The following is a 16,132-nucleotide window of genomic DNA, read 5'->3' on the forward strand; positions in this document are numbered from 1 at the left end:
TTATCCAATAAATGCGGTGGTGTCACTTCATGACCAGAGCAATGACTTCCACCAGGTTGAGTTGGGTAAAAGGCTTGGACAGGCGCGGCAGTCTGGCCGCGAAGCCTTCCAGTCGCTCGGCGTAACCGGTGGCGAGGATGATCGGCAGGTGTGGCTTCAAGGTCCGGATCGCCTGCCCCAGTTGCGCGCCACTCATTCTGGGCATGACCATGTCCGTAATCACCAGGTCAATGTCATGTCCGTTGTCGAACAGCTCCAGTGCCTGGGCACCGGACGCGGCACTGATCACCCGATGGCCAAGGTCCTCAAGCAACAAACTGGTACTGGTCAACACCAGGCTGTCATCGTCAACGACCAACACACACAAACTGGGCACCCGCGACGCAGCGGTCTGCTCGGTAGCGGGTTCGGTGGTCGAGCCTGCGACTGCGACGGGTAACCAGAGTTCGGCAGTGGTGCCGGCATTCTGCTGGCTTTTCAGGATGAAGCGCCCGCCCAGTTGTTCGGTAAACCCATGAACCATCGACAGTCCCAGTCCTGTGCCTTTGCCGACGCCTTTAGTGGTGAAGAACGGATCCATTGCCAACGACAGGGTAGCGTCATCCATGCCCTCCCCCGTGTCCGTGACACTCAGGCAGACGTAACGACCGGCCGCAAGGGATAACTTCGTCTGATCGGAGACCTCCTCCATCCGGGCACTGATGAGCAGTTTTCCACCGTCGGGCATTGCATCGCGGGCGTTGGTCGCTAGATTCAGTACCGCCAGTTCGAGCTGATTGACGTCGGCCATCACAGGTTCGAGTTCGGGCGCAAAGCGGGTTTCTATGCTCACCGAAGGCCCTAGGGAGCTGCGCAGCAACCCGGTAATTCCCTGCACCAGCGTCGGTATCTCGACCGGTTCGGTCTTGAGCTCCTGGCGCCGGGCAAACGCCAGCATGCGCTGGGTCAGGGAAACGCCACGCAAGGCACCCTGGGTCGCGTTGTCGAGCAGGCGGGTAATTCTCGGATCGTCCGCTGCGCGTTTGCGCACGATTTCCAGATTGCCGAGGATAACGGTCAGCAGATTATTGAAATCGTGGGCAATGCCCCCGGTGAGTTGGCCGATGGCCTGCATTTTCTGCGCCTGAAACAACGCTTCGCGGGTTTGTTCAAGCGCCTGCTGGGCTTGTGTCACCTCGGTGATGTCCCGGGTGATCTTGGCAAATCCCAGCAATGTACCGGTGTCGCCCCAGATCGGATCGACCACGACATGCGCGAAAAAGCGCGTACCGTCCTTGCGAACGCGCCAGGCCTTGTTTTCGAATCGGCCCTCGCGAGTCGCAATGTCCAGCGTCCGCTGCGGTTCGCCGGCTTCACGGTCTTCAGGCGTGTAGAAAATCGAAAAATGTTGACCGATGACTTCTTCTGGCCGGTAACCCTTGATGCGCTGCGCCCCCGGATTCCAGTTGGTCAGGCGTCCATCGGGGGCGAGCATGTAGATGGCATAGTCCGTAACGCTTTGAACCAGCAGCCGGAACTGCTGCTCGCTTTGCTTGAGGATTTCCTCGGCCATCTTGCGATCGGTCAAATCCCGGGTGATCTTGGCAAAACCCAGCAACTTGCCCGACGGATCGAAAATGGGATCGATCACGACGTGGGACCAGAAATGCGTGCCGTCCTTGCGAACCCGCCAGCCTTCGCCTTCGAAACGCCCTTCGTTAATGGCGGTATCAAGGGCGCGCTGAGGCAAGCCGGCCTTGCGATCTTCCGGGGTATAAAAACGCGAGAAGTGCTGGCCGAGGATCTCCGCTTCTTCATACCCTTTGAATCGCTTGGCGCCAGCGTTCCAGCTGGTAATGATGCCATCGGGGTCAATCATGTAGATCGCGTAATCGACCACCGCATCTATCAGCAGCCGAAAGCGCATCTCTTCAATGGCATTCTTGGTCCGGTCATCGCTCATGGAACCCTGCCCTTATTGTTGTTCTTCTGGAGTATGCGACAAACCAAACGGGTGGAAGGTCCAAAAATAACCAATACGTTGGTGTGTCGCAGTGACGGGACGAATTACCGGTGCACGTATTTGACGATATAGGCGTACAGCTCGTTGTAGACGAAGTTCGGGACATAGCGGGCATGAGTCCGGGACTTATGCAACGCCACATGACACTCTTTGACCATTTCGTCCCGGTCGGTCATCGCGAAGACATGCTTGTCGATGATGCCGGAATAGACGCCGTGCGAAAAATGCGTGTTGAGTGTCGTCGAATCGATCGTTCCGTTGGCGGCCTTGGTGTAGGTGCTCTGAGCGCGCAAGACACGGTCTTTCAAACCACCAAACCCACGTTCGTACAAGATGATTTGCGAGCCGCTGATCGCCTTTGCGGCTGTCTCGAAGGCCGGGATGATCGCTTGTGCATATCTCATGCTGGCCTCCAGCTTTGATGCCGGGAGAAATCTTTCCATTTCCTGATCTTCCAGGCTTTTCAGTGCTCTTTTGATGCTCGATACATGAGCGAACTCCTGATTGCAGGCGACGATGTGAGTTTCGAACTGGTAGCCGGCAGCCGTCGCCGTCGGTGGGAAAGCCGCGAAATCGATGCTGTCGAATGCACATTCCATGATGATGTTGTATTTGTTTTTAAACGCCTCGGTGAAGATCTTCGTGCTCACATCCCGGACAAAAGCCTCCGTATGTTCATAAGCGTGCAGGACACCGAGTTTGATCATTTCTGCGTATTGAGGGTGTTTTTTTCGGTATTCGGGCAAGTACAGCCGGACATAATTGGCATAGCAGTTGGTGGGCAAAAGGCTTTTTTCCAGAAGATAGGTTTTACCCGAGCCCTGTACCCCCGCGACAATCAGCATCTTGGGGAGTGTTTCGGCGGTGATGCCGCTGAATAATGTGGTGGTGATTTCAGTGAACGCTGCGGTGACTTGTTCTGGCGTGTAAGCATAATTCGGTGCTACTGACATACCTTGATTTCCTTATCAAAGATTCGCTTGAAAGTGATTGCCTGCCCTTTGAATAAAGCGGTGTTTCGTTGTTTGTTCAAATGAGCGTGTCTTTCAAGATATGTCACTGTTTTACAAGGTAAAATCCCCTACAAGCCAGAAGGAAAATGCGTCAGCTCAACGGACCACCAACGCGGCAGTAATTGCTTGACCTTACTCTCGCCAAACCGGTCGTCGATCAGCATCACCACCCCTTGATCCTCCCGTGTACGGATCACCCTTCCTGCCGCCTGCACCACTTTCTGCACACCTGGAAACAGGTAGGTGTAGTCATAACCGGCACCGAAAATCGCCGCCATGCGCTGTTTCAGCTGTTCGTTTACCGGATTGAGTTGCGCCAGCCCCAGGGTGGCGATGAAGGCGCCAATCAAGCGGGCGCCGGGCAAATCGATGCCTTCACCGAACGCGCCACCCAGCACCGCAAACCCGATGCCCTGCCCGTCGGCGGTGAACTGGTCGAGAAAGTCCTGACGCTGCGCTTCCCCCATGCCCCGGGACTGCGACCACAGCGTGATCTGCGGATACCGCTCGGCCAGCAACTGCGCCACTTGCTGCAAATAGTCGAAGCTGCTGAAAAACGCCAGGTAGTTGCCCGGACGCTGGCTGAACTGTTTGGCGATCAGCTCGACGATGGGCGCAAGGGAGGCCTGACGGTGGACGAACCGCGTGGATATCTGGCTGACGATGTGCACTTGCAGCTGATCGGCGTGAAATGGCGATTCCACATCGATCCATACCGTATTCGCCGGAGTGCCCAGCAAGTCGGCGTAGTAATGCCGAGGGCTCAGGGTCGCGGAAAACAGCACCGTGCTGCGCGCAGCAGTCAGGCGCGGGCGGATGAAACCGGCGGGTACCACATTGCGCAGGCACAGCTGCGACAGATTGCGCTTGCGCTCGAGGTCACGCTTGCTGATGTCGAACAGGAAATGCTCGTCGAACAGTTCAGCCACGCGGCCGAATTGCAGCATGTCGAAGTAAAAATTCTGCAACCCGCTGTCCAGGCCCTGAGGATGATCATTCAGGTAGTCGCCGATGCTTGCGCAGCACAAGGACAAGGCCTGAAGCAGTTTTTCCGGGGCTTTGTCGTAGGCCTGATAGGGGCCGAGTTGCTGATCGTGCAAGGCATTCCATTCACGATTGACTCGCTGCAAGGATCTCTTCAACGACTCGGGCGCGGTTTTTCGTACGCCGTTCAAAGTCGCCTGGTCGAGGCTGGCGCTGTACATTTGACGGCCGCGCTCCACCAGGTTGTGGGCTTCGTCCACCAGCACCGCGACGTTCCAGTTATTGGCCTGGGCCAACCCGAACAGCAACGCGCTGAAGTCGAAATAGTAGTTGTAGTCAGCGACCACCACGTCCGCCCAGCGGCCCATTTCCTGGCTCAAGTAATAAGGACAAACCTCGTGCTGCAGGGCAACCTCGCGCAAGGCACTCTGGTTCAACAGGCTCAATTGACTGGCGGCCTGACGCGCGTCCGGCAGACGATCATAAAAACCCTGGGCCAACGGGCAGGATTCGCCATGACAGGCCTTGTCCGGGTGCTCGCAAGCCTTGTCCCGGGCGATCATCTCGAGGACTCGCAACGGCTGTGCATCGGCGCTGTCGAGGATGACCTGAGCCGCGTCCAGCGCCAATTTGCGCCCCGGGGTTTTCGCCGTGAGGAAAAACACCTTGTCAAGTTGCTGCGGCGCCAGGGCCTTGAGCATCGGGAACAGCGTGCCAATGGTCTTGCCGATACCGGTCGGCGCCTGGGCCATCAGACAGCGGCCGGTGCTGACCGCCTTGAACACCGATTCGGCCAGATGCCGCTGGCCAGGGCGAAAATCGGCATGGGGAAAGCTCAGCTGTCGAGCCGCCAGATTGCGCCCTTCGCGATGGGCCATTTCCTGCTCGGCCCAATGCAGGAACAACCCGCAGTGGTGCTCGAAGAACAGCTGCAAGTCGGCGGCGCTGAAGGTCTCGACCAGACAGGTTTCCTTCTCGCTGACGATGTCGAAGTACACCAGCGCCAGGTCGATCTGCGCCAAATCCAGTTTCTGGCACATCAACCAGCCATAGACTTTCGCCTGCGCCCAGTGCAACTGCCGGTGGTTGGCCGGTTGCTTGCTCAGGTCGCCCCGGTAGGTTTTGACTTCTTCGAGGCAGTTTTGCCCCGGATCGTAGCCATCCGCCCGGCCTTTCACGCTCAAGGTTCGATACTGGCCCTCAAGTGCGACCTCGTTCTGGTAACCCTCGCTGCGTCGTGACGCCACGGTGCGATGGCCGACAATGCCTTCCAGCGCGGTTGGCGACGGGGTGAAACGCAGGTCGAGGTCGCCGACCTTGGCGGTGAATTCACACAACGCCCGCACCGCGATGCTGTAGCTCAAGCGCCCTGCTCCACCCATTGCACGTAGCAAACGGCGATGGGCATCTGGTGCTCGTGACAGAACTCCAGCCAGCGCAATTGGTTGTCTTGCAGGCGATCGCCGGGGCCTTTGACTTCGATCATTCGGTAGGTTTTGTGTTGCGGCCAGAACTGGATCAAGTCCGGCATGCCGGCGCGGTTGGCCTTGATGTCGAGCAGCAGTCGATTGAACCAGTGCTTGAGGTGTTCGGCGGGCAGACAGTCGAGCGCCTGCTCCAGCAGTTCCTCGCTCATCGCGCCCCAGAATACGAACGGCGACTGCACGCCCCACTTGGCGGTGTAACGCTCGCGGATGGTCTGGGCGTAACGCCCGTCATCGAGTTCGGCGAGGCAGGCCTGGAACAGATCCGCGCGCCGCGCATGAAAGTCTTCGTTGTGCAGGTCCACCGGGCCGCGCTGGAATGGGTGAAAAAACGCCCCCGGCAACGGGGCGAAGATCGCCGGCCAGCACAGCAACCCGAACAGCGAGTTGATCAGGCTGTTCTCGACGTAATGCACCGGTGCCGACTCGTCCGCCAGATGCGCCTGAACGTAATACTCCACCGACAATGCCGGGTCATGCCTGGGCAATTGCAGGTCCAGGCGCTGCATGGGCCGCGGGGCTGGCCGCTTGATCGGCGGCCCGCCCAGTTTGCGCCGCAGCCTGGGCAGCACGCGCAATAAATGCTGATGTTCGGTGGCGCTTTCCGGGGTTTGCTCGGCGTGGCTCGCCAAATCCATGGCCAGTTGAAATTCACCACAGCGCTCCAGCACGCGAATCAGCCGCAGGCGTGCGCCGGGGTAGGCGCAATCGCGGTAGAGGCCCAGGGCGGTGGAAAAATCCGCCATGCGTTCGCAGTGCTGAGCGATCTGGAACAGCAGCTTGGCCCGACGTCTTTGCAGCCAGGGATTGGCGAGTTCCAGCCCATTGATCTGCTCGACAACCGTCGCCACCTCTTCACCGGCCTCGAAATGCTGCTGACAGCTGTGCAGGAACAGGCAGGCGTCGACGTCTTCGCGGCTGCGCAAGCCTCGGGACTCGGCGCAAAACTCGACTTTTTCGTAGGTGTAGATGCCCAGGTCAGCCAGCACGAATTCCGACCAGTCCTGGTAAAGATTGCCGAAGAACATCAGGCGCAACCGATCGCACAGGCCCATGACGGTCAGGCTGAACAGCCGGTCATCCAGTGCCGGGCACCACTGGGCAAAACTTTGCTCTTCAGGAAACTGCTCGCTCAGGGCCGGCAGCCAATCGCTCTTTTTGCCTTTCGGTTGATCGATGGCATCGCCAAAACACTGGAGAATCTCGGCCTTGAGCAGCACCTCGAACACCTCCTCGACAGGCAGCGGCAACTGCTCGTCGATCCAGCCCAGGGCCAGGAGCGGCGCGGCGGCGCTGGCGATGTCGCCGATTTCGACGTAACTCAGTTTGCCGGCCCTGAAATGCACGCCCTTGCGCATCACCAATCTGACCAGCAAAGCCTGGGACTCGCGGGGCAGTCGATTGAAGTCGTGGATGAAGTCCTGCTCTTCGAGGCTGAGTACATCGGCATAACGATGCTCAAGCCAATCAAGCACTTGCATGAAGTTGTTCAAGTAATAGAACGGATCATCGAGCGGATTTACAATCACGGGCAATCGGGCCATGGCAAGCGAATACTGGTTATGCGTACAGATACCAGCTATGCCCCACCCGGTGCAAACGGAAAAGGATAAGTGGCGACGCAATCGGACAATTTTCGGGTGACCATCGAACTTTCTGCCATTCCATCGCACCAACCGCGTTAGAAGCACAGTGAGGATTGATCTCGAACGAGGCGTTCGCACTGTTTTTATTGAGTGATGGAGGTGTGTATGAATATCAAGACTCTGGGTTTGCCTCTGGCGGCAGCGGCCTTTCTGGCCCTGACCGGTTGCTCGACGCCAACGGTCGTGACCCTGCAGAACGGCACCCAGTATTTGACCAAGGACATGCCGAACACCAAGGGCAAGGATGGCTTCTTCGAATTCGAAGATATTTCCGGGGCGAAAGTGAAAGTCCGCGCCGATGACGTGGCCACGATTCGCAAGGAAGACTGATCCCCTGAGCGGGCCGCCCCTGTAGGAGCGAGGCTTGCCCGCGAAGAACGATGACGCGTAATACCTGATAAACCGCGGTGCATTCTTCGCGGGCAAGCCTCGCTCCTACAGGGTGTTGGCTTTAAAGCGCTTGCGCGATCGCCTTGCCGACCTCCTGAGTCGAGCCCTGCCCGCCCAGGTCCGGGGTGATTGGCCCTTCTGCAATCACCCGTTCGATCGCCTGCAGAATCCCATCGTGTGCGGCGCGATAACGCTCATCGCCATTGCCCAGAAAATCCAGCATCAACGCACCGGACCAGATCATCGCGATCGGGTTGGCGATGTTGCGCCCGTAGATGTCCGGGGCCGAGCCGTGCACCGGTTCGAACAGCGATGGAAAACGCCGCTCGGGATCGAGGTTGGCCGACGGCGCAATGCCGATGGTGCCTGCGCAGGCCGGGCCGAGGTCGGACAGAATGTCGCCGAACAGGTTCGACGCCACCACTACATCGAACCGGTCCGGTTGCAGTACAAAACGCGCGCACAGGATGTCGATGTGCTGTTTGTCCCAAGTGATGTCCGGGTACTGCGCGGCCATCAATGCCGTGCGTTCGTCCCAGTACGGCATGCTGATGGAAATCCCGTTGGACTTGGTTGCCGCCGTCAGGCGTTTGCGCGGTCGGGTCTGGGCCAGGTCGAAGGCGAACTTGAGAATCCGGTCCACGCCGCGTCGGGTGAACACCGACTCTTGCAGCACGAACTCATGCTCGGTGCCTTCGAACATCTTGCCGCCGACCGAGGAATACTCGCCTTCGGTGTTCTCGCGAATCACCACGAAATCGATGTCCCCCGGTTTGCGCCCGGCCAGCGGGCACGGCACGCCGGGAAACAGACGTACCGGGCGAATGTTCACGTATTGGTCGAAGTCGCGACGAAACTTCAGCAGTGAGCCCCACAAAGAAATGTGGTCCGGCACCTTGTCCGGCCAGCCGACGGCGCCAAAGTAGATCGCATCGAACCCCTTGAGCTGGTCGAACCAATCGTCGGGCATCATTTTCCCGTGTTCCAGGTAGTAATCGCAGTGAGCCCAGTCGAGCACTTCGATGCTCAGCTCCAACTGCCACTTCTTCGCGGCTTGCTCCAGTACCCGCAACCCTTCCGGCAGGACTTCCTTGCCGATGCCATCGCCGGCAATCGCGGCGATTCTGAATGTCTTGCTCATCAATCGTGCCCCCGTGTCCGTTAATTACAGCCCGCCGATGTGGAAAGCTTTGACTTCAAGGTATTCATCCAGCCCGTACTTGCTGCCTTCACGGCCCAGCCCAGACTGCTTGATGCCGCCGAACGGCGCGACTTCCATGGAAATGAGCCCGGTGTTGAGGCCGACCATGCCGAACTCCAGCGCCTCGCCGAACCGCCAGGAACGGCGCAAATCCTGAGTGAAATAGTAGGCGCCCAGGCCGTAAGGCGTGGCATTGGCCAAGGCCAGCGCTTCGGCCTCAGAGGTAAACCGCATCAACGGCGCCACCGGGCCGAAGGTTTCTTCGTTGGCCAGCAGCATGCCGGCGTGGGTGTCGCCAAGGACGGTCGGCTGAACGAACTGGTTGTCGCCTTCAGGAATGCCGCCGTAGAGCAAACGCGCGCCCTGGCTCAGGGCATCGTCGATGTGCCGGGCGACCTTGCTCACCGCCGCCGGGTTGATCAGCGGGCCGATGGTCACGTCGGCGTCCAGGCCATTGCCGACCTTGAGTTTGCCCACCTCCTCCACCAGTCGCTGGGCGAAACGTTCGTAGATGCCATCCTGCACCAGAATGCGGTTGGCGCAGACGCAGGTCTGCCCGGCGTTGCGGAATTTGCTGAGCATGATCCCGGTTACCGCCTGCTCCAGGTCGGCGTCGTCGAACACAATGAACGGCGCGTTGCCGCCCAGTTCCAGGCTCAAGCGCTTGATGTGCTCAGCGCTCTGACGCATCAGCAGCCGACCGACCGCAGTGGAGCCGGTGAAGGAGATCTTGCGCACCGTCGGATTGCCGGTCAGTTCTTCGCCGATGCCGGCGGGCATGCCGGTCAGCACGTTGAACACCCCGGCCGGAATGCCGACGCGTTCGGCGAGTACCGCCAGGGCCAGGGCCGACAGCGGGGTCAAGTCCGAGGGTTTGACGATGATCGGGCACCCGGCGGCCAGGGCCGGCGCGCACTTGCGGGTGATCATCGCGTTGGGGAAATTCCACGGGGTGATCGCGGCACACACGCCGACCGGTTGCTTGAGGGTCAGCAGGCGGCGGTCGCCGCTGGGGGCCGGTATGGTTTCGCCATAGACCCGGCGGGCCTCTTCGGCGAACCATTTGACGAACCCGGCACCGTAGCGGATTTCACCCTTGGCTTCGTTCAGCGGTTTGCCCTGCTCGCAGGTCATGATCAAGGCGAGGTCGTCGAGGTTGTCGATCATCGCCTGATACCAGCGCTCCAGCAGCGCCGCCCGTTCTGCTGCCGGGCGTGTGCGCCACGCGGGCCAGGCCCGCTCGGCGGCTTCGATGGCGCGTCGGGTTTCTGCGCCCTGCATGGCCGGCACCCGGGCAAGCAACTGGCCGGTGGCCGGGTCGATGACGTCCAGGGTCGCGGCGTTATCGGCGCCGGTCCACTGCCCGTCCACATAAGCGAGTTCTGCCAGAAGGCTGGGGTCTTTCAAACGATTCTTGAGCATGGTCGAGTCCTGATCCGAGACATTTCCAGTCTAGGGAGGTGCCACGGATAAGGATGCTGAAAGCGTTTGATGGGCAGTGTTGGATGCTGAAATTCGCGGTGGGACGGCAGGCTCTACCGGCAAGCAGAAATCAAAAGATCTTGACGATCTCAAAGTTTCAGGGAGCCCAGCAATCCCTCCAGAAACCGCTCCCCAGCCTGCATCTGGCTGATCTCGATGAACTCGTCCGGCTTGTGCGCCTGTTCGATCGAGCCCGGGCCGCAGACCACCACCGGTACGTCCAGACGCTGCTTGAACAACCCGCCCTCGGTGCCGAACGAGACTTTGGCGGTGCCGGTGTCCGGCGCGGCGAAGTTTTTCAGGAAGCGCACCGCTTCAACGCTCGGGTGGGTATCGAGGCCCGGATAGACGTTGAGGGTTTCGATCTCGATGTCTGCCACGCTGGACAGCTTTTTCGCCTCGCGCACGATCACTTCTGCACGCTCGCGCATCTGCTCCAGGAACTGATCCAGATCGTCCGCCGGCAAGTTACGTACCTCGAAATCCAGGGTGCACAGGTTCGGCACGATGTTCAGCGCCTTGCCGCCGACAATCTGCCCGACGTGCACGGTGCTGTAAGGCACGTCGTAATCGGCATCCTGTGCGCCCTGCTCTTGCAGTTGCTGCTGGCTCTGACGCAGAGCCGCGATGAAATCGCAGGCCACGTGAATCGCATTGACCGAACGCGGCGCCAACGAGGAATGCGCTTCCAGGCCACGGCAATAAGTGCGGTAAGACCCCTTGCCCTTGTGCCCCAGCACGAACTGCATGTTGGTCGGCTCACCGATCAGGCACAAAAACGGCCGCACTGGCGCCAGGTGCAGCACGTCGAGTAAACGTCGTACACCGACGCAGCCGGTTTCTTCGTCATGGGACAAGGCGATTTGCAGCGGTCGGCTCAACGAATGGTCGGCGGCATCGAGCATGGCGTCGATGGCCAACGCGATAAACCCCTTCATGTCGCAACTGCCGCGCCCGTAGATCCGCCCGTCCTGCACCGTCGCCTCAAACGCCGGCAAGGTCCAGGCCTGCCCCGCCGCCGGTACTACGTCGGTGTGGCCGGACAACAGAATGCCCGGTAACTCTTTAGGGCCGGTGCTGGCGAACAGGTTGGCCTTTTTACCCGTTTCGTCCTTGACGATCAGTGACTCGATGCCCTTGGTCAGCAGCAAGTCGCGTACGTACTCGATCAGGGCCATGTTCGACTCCGAAGACACGGTGTCGAAGGCCATCAGGCGTTTGAGAATATCCAGTACACGGGGTTTCATGAGGCCCTGCTCCTTTGTTCAGTTGTCCGTTGCTCGGCTGAAGGGGTGAACCGGCGGATCGAGAACGGCTCAATCGAAGTGCTGGTGCTGCCGGTGCTGATCAATTCAGCCATGACGTCGCCGACGCCTGGGCCGAGCTGGAAGCCATGACCGCAGAAGCCGAACGCGTAATACAAACCGTCAACGTTGCCGCTGGGGCCCATCACCGGCAGGGAATCGGGCAAGTAGCCTTCAATGCCGCTCCACACGCGGATGATGTTCAGGTTGCCGACGCCTGGCAGCAGGCGACGCATCTGGTCCATCTGATTGAGAATGCTGCGCGGCTCGACATAGGCGCGGCGGTTGAGCATGTCCGGTTTGCTGCGGTAGCCGCCACCGATGATGATGTTGCCGCGCGGGATCTGGCGGAAGTAGATCACTTCTTCGGGGATCTTGGTGTACACGCCGATCACCGTTGGCAAGGCGTACGGCACCGGTTCGGTCACGGCCATTTGTGGGCCGTTGGTATCCAGCGGCACCGGTTCGCCGAACTGCGCCGAGAGTTTCTGGCCCCAGGCGCCGGCGGTGATCAGCAAGCGCTCGGCGCCGAACTGGCGACCGTCGGTGGTGGTCACCGTGAACTCGCCGGCAATTTTCTGCACCTCGGCGACTTCAGTCTGTTCCTCGATCCGCGCCCCGAGGCGGCGGGCAGCCCGGGCAAACGCCGGCGCGGCCAGACGCGGGTTGGCGTGGCCATCGTGGGGCGCATAGGAACCGCCCTTCACGTCCGGCCCGAGGAACGGAAAGCGCTGGTGCAGCTCGGCGCCACGATAGATCTTCAAATCCAGCTGCGCCGCCTCGGGCGCTGCCGCATAGGCTTCCAGTTCGGGAATTTCATCCTCGCGGTAACACACGCGCATGTGCCCGCTGGCGATGAACTCGAGGTCGTCGTCGATCAGCTCTGGCAAGCGTTTCCACAGCGCCCAGGAACGGTTGGCCAATTCCAGTTGACCGAGGAAGCGCCCCTGCCGCCGGACGTTGCCGAAATTGACGCCGCTGGCGTACTGACCAATCTGGTCGCGCTCCAGCAGAATCACCGACTGCCCGCGCTGGCGCAGGAAAAACGCCGCCGCCGAGCCCATCAGGCCGCCGCCAACAATCACTACATCGGCTTTGTGTAGCGTCATGGCGACACCTCCTCGGTGAGCATCGAAAGGGGTTTGACCGGTGCCTGTCCACGCTGCCGACCGACCTGTTGCACACTGACGCCTGCCGCCGCCGCGATCACTTCGGCCCCGGCCTGGGAGCAATAACGCCCCTGGCAGCGGCCCATGCCGACCCGGCTGAAGGCCTTGGCCCGATTGACTTCACAGGCCCCCTTCTCACTGACGGTGCGGCGTAACTCGCCGGCGCTGATCATCTCGCAGCGACAGACGATGGCTGAGTCCGGCAAGGCTTTGGCTTGATCCGCCGGCCAGGGAAACGCCTGGGCCAGACCGAGGCGAAACTCATCCATCACCGCCAGCGCGTGGCGTTGTTCGTCACGCAAGCCGGCGTTCACCGGTTGCTGCAGATCCTCCAGCAACGCCATCGCCGCCAGGCGCCCGGCGTGCTCGGCGGCATCGGCGCCGCGAATCTTCGAACCGTCCCCGGCGGCATACACACCGTTGACCGAGGTGCGGCCCTCTTCATCGACGGCCAGCCACCACTGGCTGGACGCCTCATCGAAGCGCATGCGACAACCGGCCAGATCGGCCAGTTGGGTTTCCGGGCGCAAGTGATAACCCAACGCCACAGCATCACAATCCACCGTTAACGTCTCACCGCGCGCGGTACGCACCCGCACACCGCTGACGCCACTGGCCGCGTCGCCTTGCACCTGAAGCGGCGAAATCCCCAGATGCACCGGGATTTTCGCCCGGTACAACTGCGCCAGTAACTTCATCCCGGTGAACAGCAATCCCGGACGCGCCATCAGCTTCGGCACTGCCGCGATACGCTTGCTGAGGGGCGAAGTGTCGAGCACCGCCGCCACATTCGCGCCTGCTTTGACGTATTGGCTGGCGACCAGATACAGCAACGGCCCGCTGCCCATGAACACCACGCGGTGGCCGATGGAAACCGCCTGGGACTTGAGCGCGATTTGCGCCCCGCCAAGGCTGTAGGTGCCTGCCAACTGCCAGCCTTCGATCGGCATCAAGCGGTCGGTGGCACCGGTGCAGAGGATCAGCGCATCGTAATCCACCGTCGAGTGCTTGCCCTGGCTGACGCAGCACAATTGCCCTGGCGTCAGGTTCCACACCAGCGTGTCGGGGCGGTAGTCGATTTGCCCGCGCAATCGGTCGAAACTCTGGTGCAGATTCTTGGCCTTGGCCGCTTCGGTGCCATACAGGGTGGCGTAGTCCCGGGTAAAACCTTCGGGCTGGCGACGGTAGATCTGCCCGCCATCCCGGCGATTCTCATCGATCAGGATCGGTTTCAAACCAGCCGCCAGCAGCGTTTCGGCACAGCGGATGCCGGCCGGCCCGGCGCCGACAATAACCACTCGTTGAGCGCTCAGCCGTGCAGTGGCCATATTGCCTCCGGTTGTGTGGTGACGATGTCCAGACCTTCGCGGACTTCATTGGAACAGGCGCGCAGGCGCTCGCCGCTGCGGGTCCAGACCCAGCAATCCTGGCAGGCGCCCATCAGGCAGAAACCGGCGCGGCGGCCCGAGTCGAATTCCGATTGGCGCAGCGCCGAGCCCTGGGTCAGCAACGCGACCATTAATGTGTCGCCCTGCAACGCCTCAATGGGCGAACCGTCCACCGTCAGCTTGACGGTCGGCCGGCCCTGCTCGGCCAGCCTCACAAAACGCCCTTTCATGCATAAGCTCCCAGGCTCATGGTGGATAAACCCTGCTGTGTTTTCAGCAACTCGGCACTGTCGTGATGACAAAGAATTTCGCTACCGCCGTCGATGATCCGCCGGTTCGGCGCGGTGCGATTGCACAGACCGTCGACCCGCACCGGGCAGCGACTGAGAAAGGTGCACAGCTCTGGCACATTGGCCTTGGCGCCAATCGGCGGCAGCGTGCCGCAGGTGGTGCCGCAGTTTTCCAGCCAGCCCTGACGCAGTTCCGGCACCGAATGGATCAACAGGTCGGTGTAGGGATGGAACGGTGCCTGGGCAAACGCCTGCCGGCTGCCGGCCTGAACCTTGTGGCCGCTGTACATCACCACAATGTCGTCGCACAGCGCGCGTACCGTGGAAATGTCATGGCTGATGAACAGATATGACACGCCCAGTTGCTGACGCAGGTCGCGCAGCAGTTCGAGAATCGCCGCGCCGACCACGGTGTCCAGCGCCGAGGTCACCTCGTCGCAGAGGATCAGGTCCGGTTTGGCCGCCAGGGCCCGGGCCAGGTTGACCCGCTGTTTTTGCCCGCCGGAGAGTTCATTCGGACGGCGTTCGGCCATGGCGCGGGGCAAGCGCACCAGGTCCAGCAGTTCGCCGATGCGCTCGCGCAGCGCGGCGCCCTTGAGGCCGAAGTACATTTTCAGCGGACGGCTCAGAATAGTACTGACGCTGTGCATCGGGTTGAGCGCAGTGTCGGCATTCTGGAACACCATCTGAATCCGTCGGAACTGCTCATCGGTGCGCTCGGACAGGCTACCGCCCAGTGGCTGGCCATCGAAGGTCAGGCCGCCCAAGGCCGGCGTCAGCAACCCGGCCACCACCCGCGCCAGGGTCGACTTGCCGGAACCCGACTCACCGATCACGCCAATGGCCTGGCCCCGGCGCACGGTCAGGTCGATATCTTCCAGCACGCGAATCGACGGCATGCCTTGCAGGTTCTTGTTGCCGTAACCGGCGGTCAGCCCTTGGATGGTCAGCAGCGGTGTTTCCTCGGCGATGCCGCAAGGTGGGCGGATCGTCGTGTCCGGGCGGGCCGCCAGCAGCAGGCTGCGGGTGTATTCATGGGCCGGAGCCTTGAGCAACGGCGCGGTGGCGCTCTGCTCGAAAATCTGCCCGCCATTGAGCACCACAATCTGATCGGCCATTTGCGCTACGACCGCCAAATCATGAGACACATAAACCGCCGTCGCGCCACGCTCGCGGACCACGCGCTTAAAGGCGCGCAGCACGTCGATCTGCGTCGTCACATCGAGGGCGGTGGTCGGCTCGTCGAGCACCACCAGCAGCGGATCGCTGATCAGCGCCATGGCCGCCATTACCCGTTGCAACTGCCCGCCGGATACTTGGTGCGGGTAACGCTGGCCAATGTGATCGGGATCCGGCAAGGCCAGATCGCGGAACAGTTCGATGGCTTTGGCTTCCAGCACGGCCCGGCTACCCAGGCCGTGAATCAATGCGCCCTCCACCACTTGATCGATCAGTTTTTTCGCCGGGTTGAACGCAGCGGCGGCGCTCTGGGCAATGTACGACACCCGATTGCCGCGCAGGCCTTGCAGTTCGCTTTCGCTCAACGCCAGCATGTCGTGTTCGCCGACTTGCACCACGCCGGACGCCAATCGACAACCGCGTCGGGCATAGCCGAGCAACGCCAGCGCTATGGTGGTCTTGCCGGAGCCGGACTCACCGATCAACGCCAGCACTTCACCTTTGGCCAGGGAGAAGCTCACGCCTTTGACGATCTCCACTTCGCCACGCTCGCCGCAAGCGACCACGCGCAGGTCTTCGACTCGAATCAAATCACTCATT

The 16,132-nt window shown here is 60.9% G+C and carries 12 protein-coding genes; 1 reads left to right on the plus strand and 11 read right to left on the minus strand.

Annotated elements, in window-relative coordinates:
* Window positions 1-22 precede the first annotated feature (22 nt).
* The 4 genes from F475_RS05550 to F475_RS05565 all read right to left on the minus strand — a co-directional run bounded on the left by F475_RS05550 (window position 23) and on the right by F475_RS05565 (window position 7,027).
* Window positions 23-1,942, minus strand: a complete 1,920-nt coding sequence (locus F475_RS05550) for a PAS domain-containing sensor histidine kinase (protein ID WP_111453364.1) — start codon at window positions 1,940-1,942, stop codon at window positions 23-25.
* A 104-nt stretch (window positions 1,943-2,046) separates the two neighbouring features.
* Window positions 2,047-2,955: a zeta toxin family protein gene (locus F475_RS05555; protein ID WP_111453365.1), complete on the minus strand. Its 909-nt coding sequence runs from the start codon at window positions 2,953-2,955 to the stop codon at window positions 2,047-2,049.
* Between the two features lie 128 nt (window positions 2,956-3,083).
* Window positions 3,084-5,363 (minus strand): ATP-dependent DNA helicase, encoded by a 2,280-nt coding sequence (locus F475_RS05560; protein WP_111453366.1) that lies wholly within the window; start codon window positions 5,361-5,363, stop codon window positions 3,084-3,086.
* Window positions 5,360-7,027 (minus strand): VRR-NUC domain-containing protein, encoded by a 1,668-nt coding sequence (locus F475_RS05565; RefSeq protein ID WP_111453367.1) that lies wholly within the window; start codon window positions 7,025-7,027, stop codon window positions 5,360-5,362. The genes F475_RS05560 and F475_RS05565 overlap by 4 nt, the downstream gene beginning before the upstream one ends.
* A 207-nt stretch (window positions 7,028-7,234) precedes the next feature.
* Between F475_RS05565 and F475_RS05570 the strand changes: the two genes are divergently transcribed.
* Window positions 7,235-7,459 carry a YgdI/YgdR family lipoprotein gene (locus tag F475_RS05570; protein ID WP_018925975.1) on the plus strand — a complete coding sequence of 75 codons (225 nt, stop codon included), beginning with the start codon at window positions 7,235-7,237 and terminating at the stop codon, window positions 7,457-7,459.
* Between the two features lie 121 nt (window positions 7,460-7,580).
* On the opposite strand, the gene F475_RS05575 is transcribed toward F475_RS05570, so the two are convergent.
* From F475_RS05575 to F475_RS05605, 7 genes are all read right to left on the minus strand, one after another.
* On the minus strand, window positions 7,581-8,660 hold the full coding sequence (locus F475_RS05575) for a tartrate dehydrogenase (protein ID WP_018925976.1): 1,080 nt from the start codon (window positions 8,658-8,660) through the stop codon (window positions 7,581-7,583).
* Between the two features lie 24 nt (window positions 8,661-8,684).
* Window positions 8,685-10,142, minus strand: a complete 1,458-nt coding sequence (locus tag F475_RS05580) for an NAD-dependent succinate-semialdehyde dehydrogenase (RefSeq protein ID WP_111453368.1) — start codon at window positions 10,140-10,142, stop codon at window positions 8,685-8,687.
* 149 nt (window positions 10,143-10,291) lie between these two features.
* Entirely contained in the window at window positions 10,292-11,449 is a 1,158-nt protein-coding gene (gene argE, locus F475_RS05585) for an acetylornithine deacetylase (RefSeq protein WP_019578987.1), read from the minus strand.
* Complete coding sequence (locus tag F475_RS05590) at window positions 11,446-12,615, minus strand: FAD-binding oxidoreductase (protein WP_018925979.1); 1,170 nt, start codon at window positions 12,613-12,615, stop codon at window positions 11,446-11,448. The genes argE and F475_RS05590 overlap by 4 nt, the downstream gene beginning before the upstream one ends.
* The gene (locus F475_RS05595; protein WP_064617981.1) at window positions 12,612-14,003 is read right to left on the minus strand and encodes an NAD(P)/FAD-dependent oxidoreductase; all 1,392 of its coding nucleotides are present in this window, start codon (window positions 14,001-14,003) and stop codon (window positions 12,612-12,614) included. Before F475_RS05595 ends, F475_RS05590 begins: the two co-directional genes overlap by 4 nt.
* Complete coding sequence (locus F475_RS05600; RefSeq protein WP_018925981.1) at window positions 13,985-14,293, minus strand: (2Fe-2S)-binding protein; 309 nt, start codon at window positions 14,291-14,293, stop codon at window positions 13,985-13,987. Before F475_RS05600 ends, F475_RS05595 begins: the two co-directional genes overlap by 19 nt.
* A complete protein-coding gene (locus tag F475_RS05605) occupies window positions 14,290-16,131 on the minus strand; it encodes an ABC transporter ATP-binding protein (RefSeq protein ID WP_064617983.1) in 1,842 nt (613 codons plus the stop codon). Before F475_RS05605 ends, F475_RS05600 begins: the two co-directional genes overlap by 4 nt.
* Window position 16,132: the final 1 nt, after the last annotated feature.

The sequence above is a fragment of the Pseudomonas sp. URMO17WK12:I6 genome, from assembly GCF_003253625.1.
Lineage (GTDB): Bacteria > Pseudomonadota > Gammaproteobacteria > Pseudomonadales > Pseudomonadaceae > Aquipseudomonas.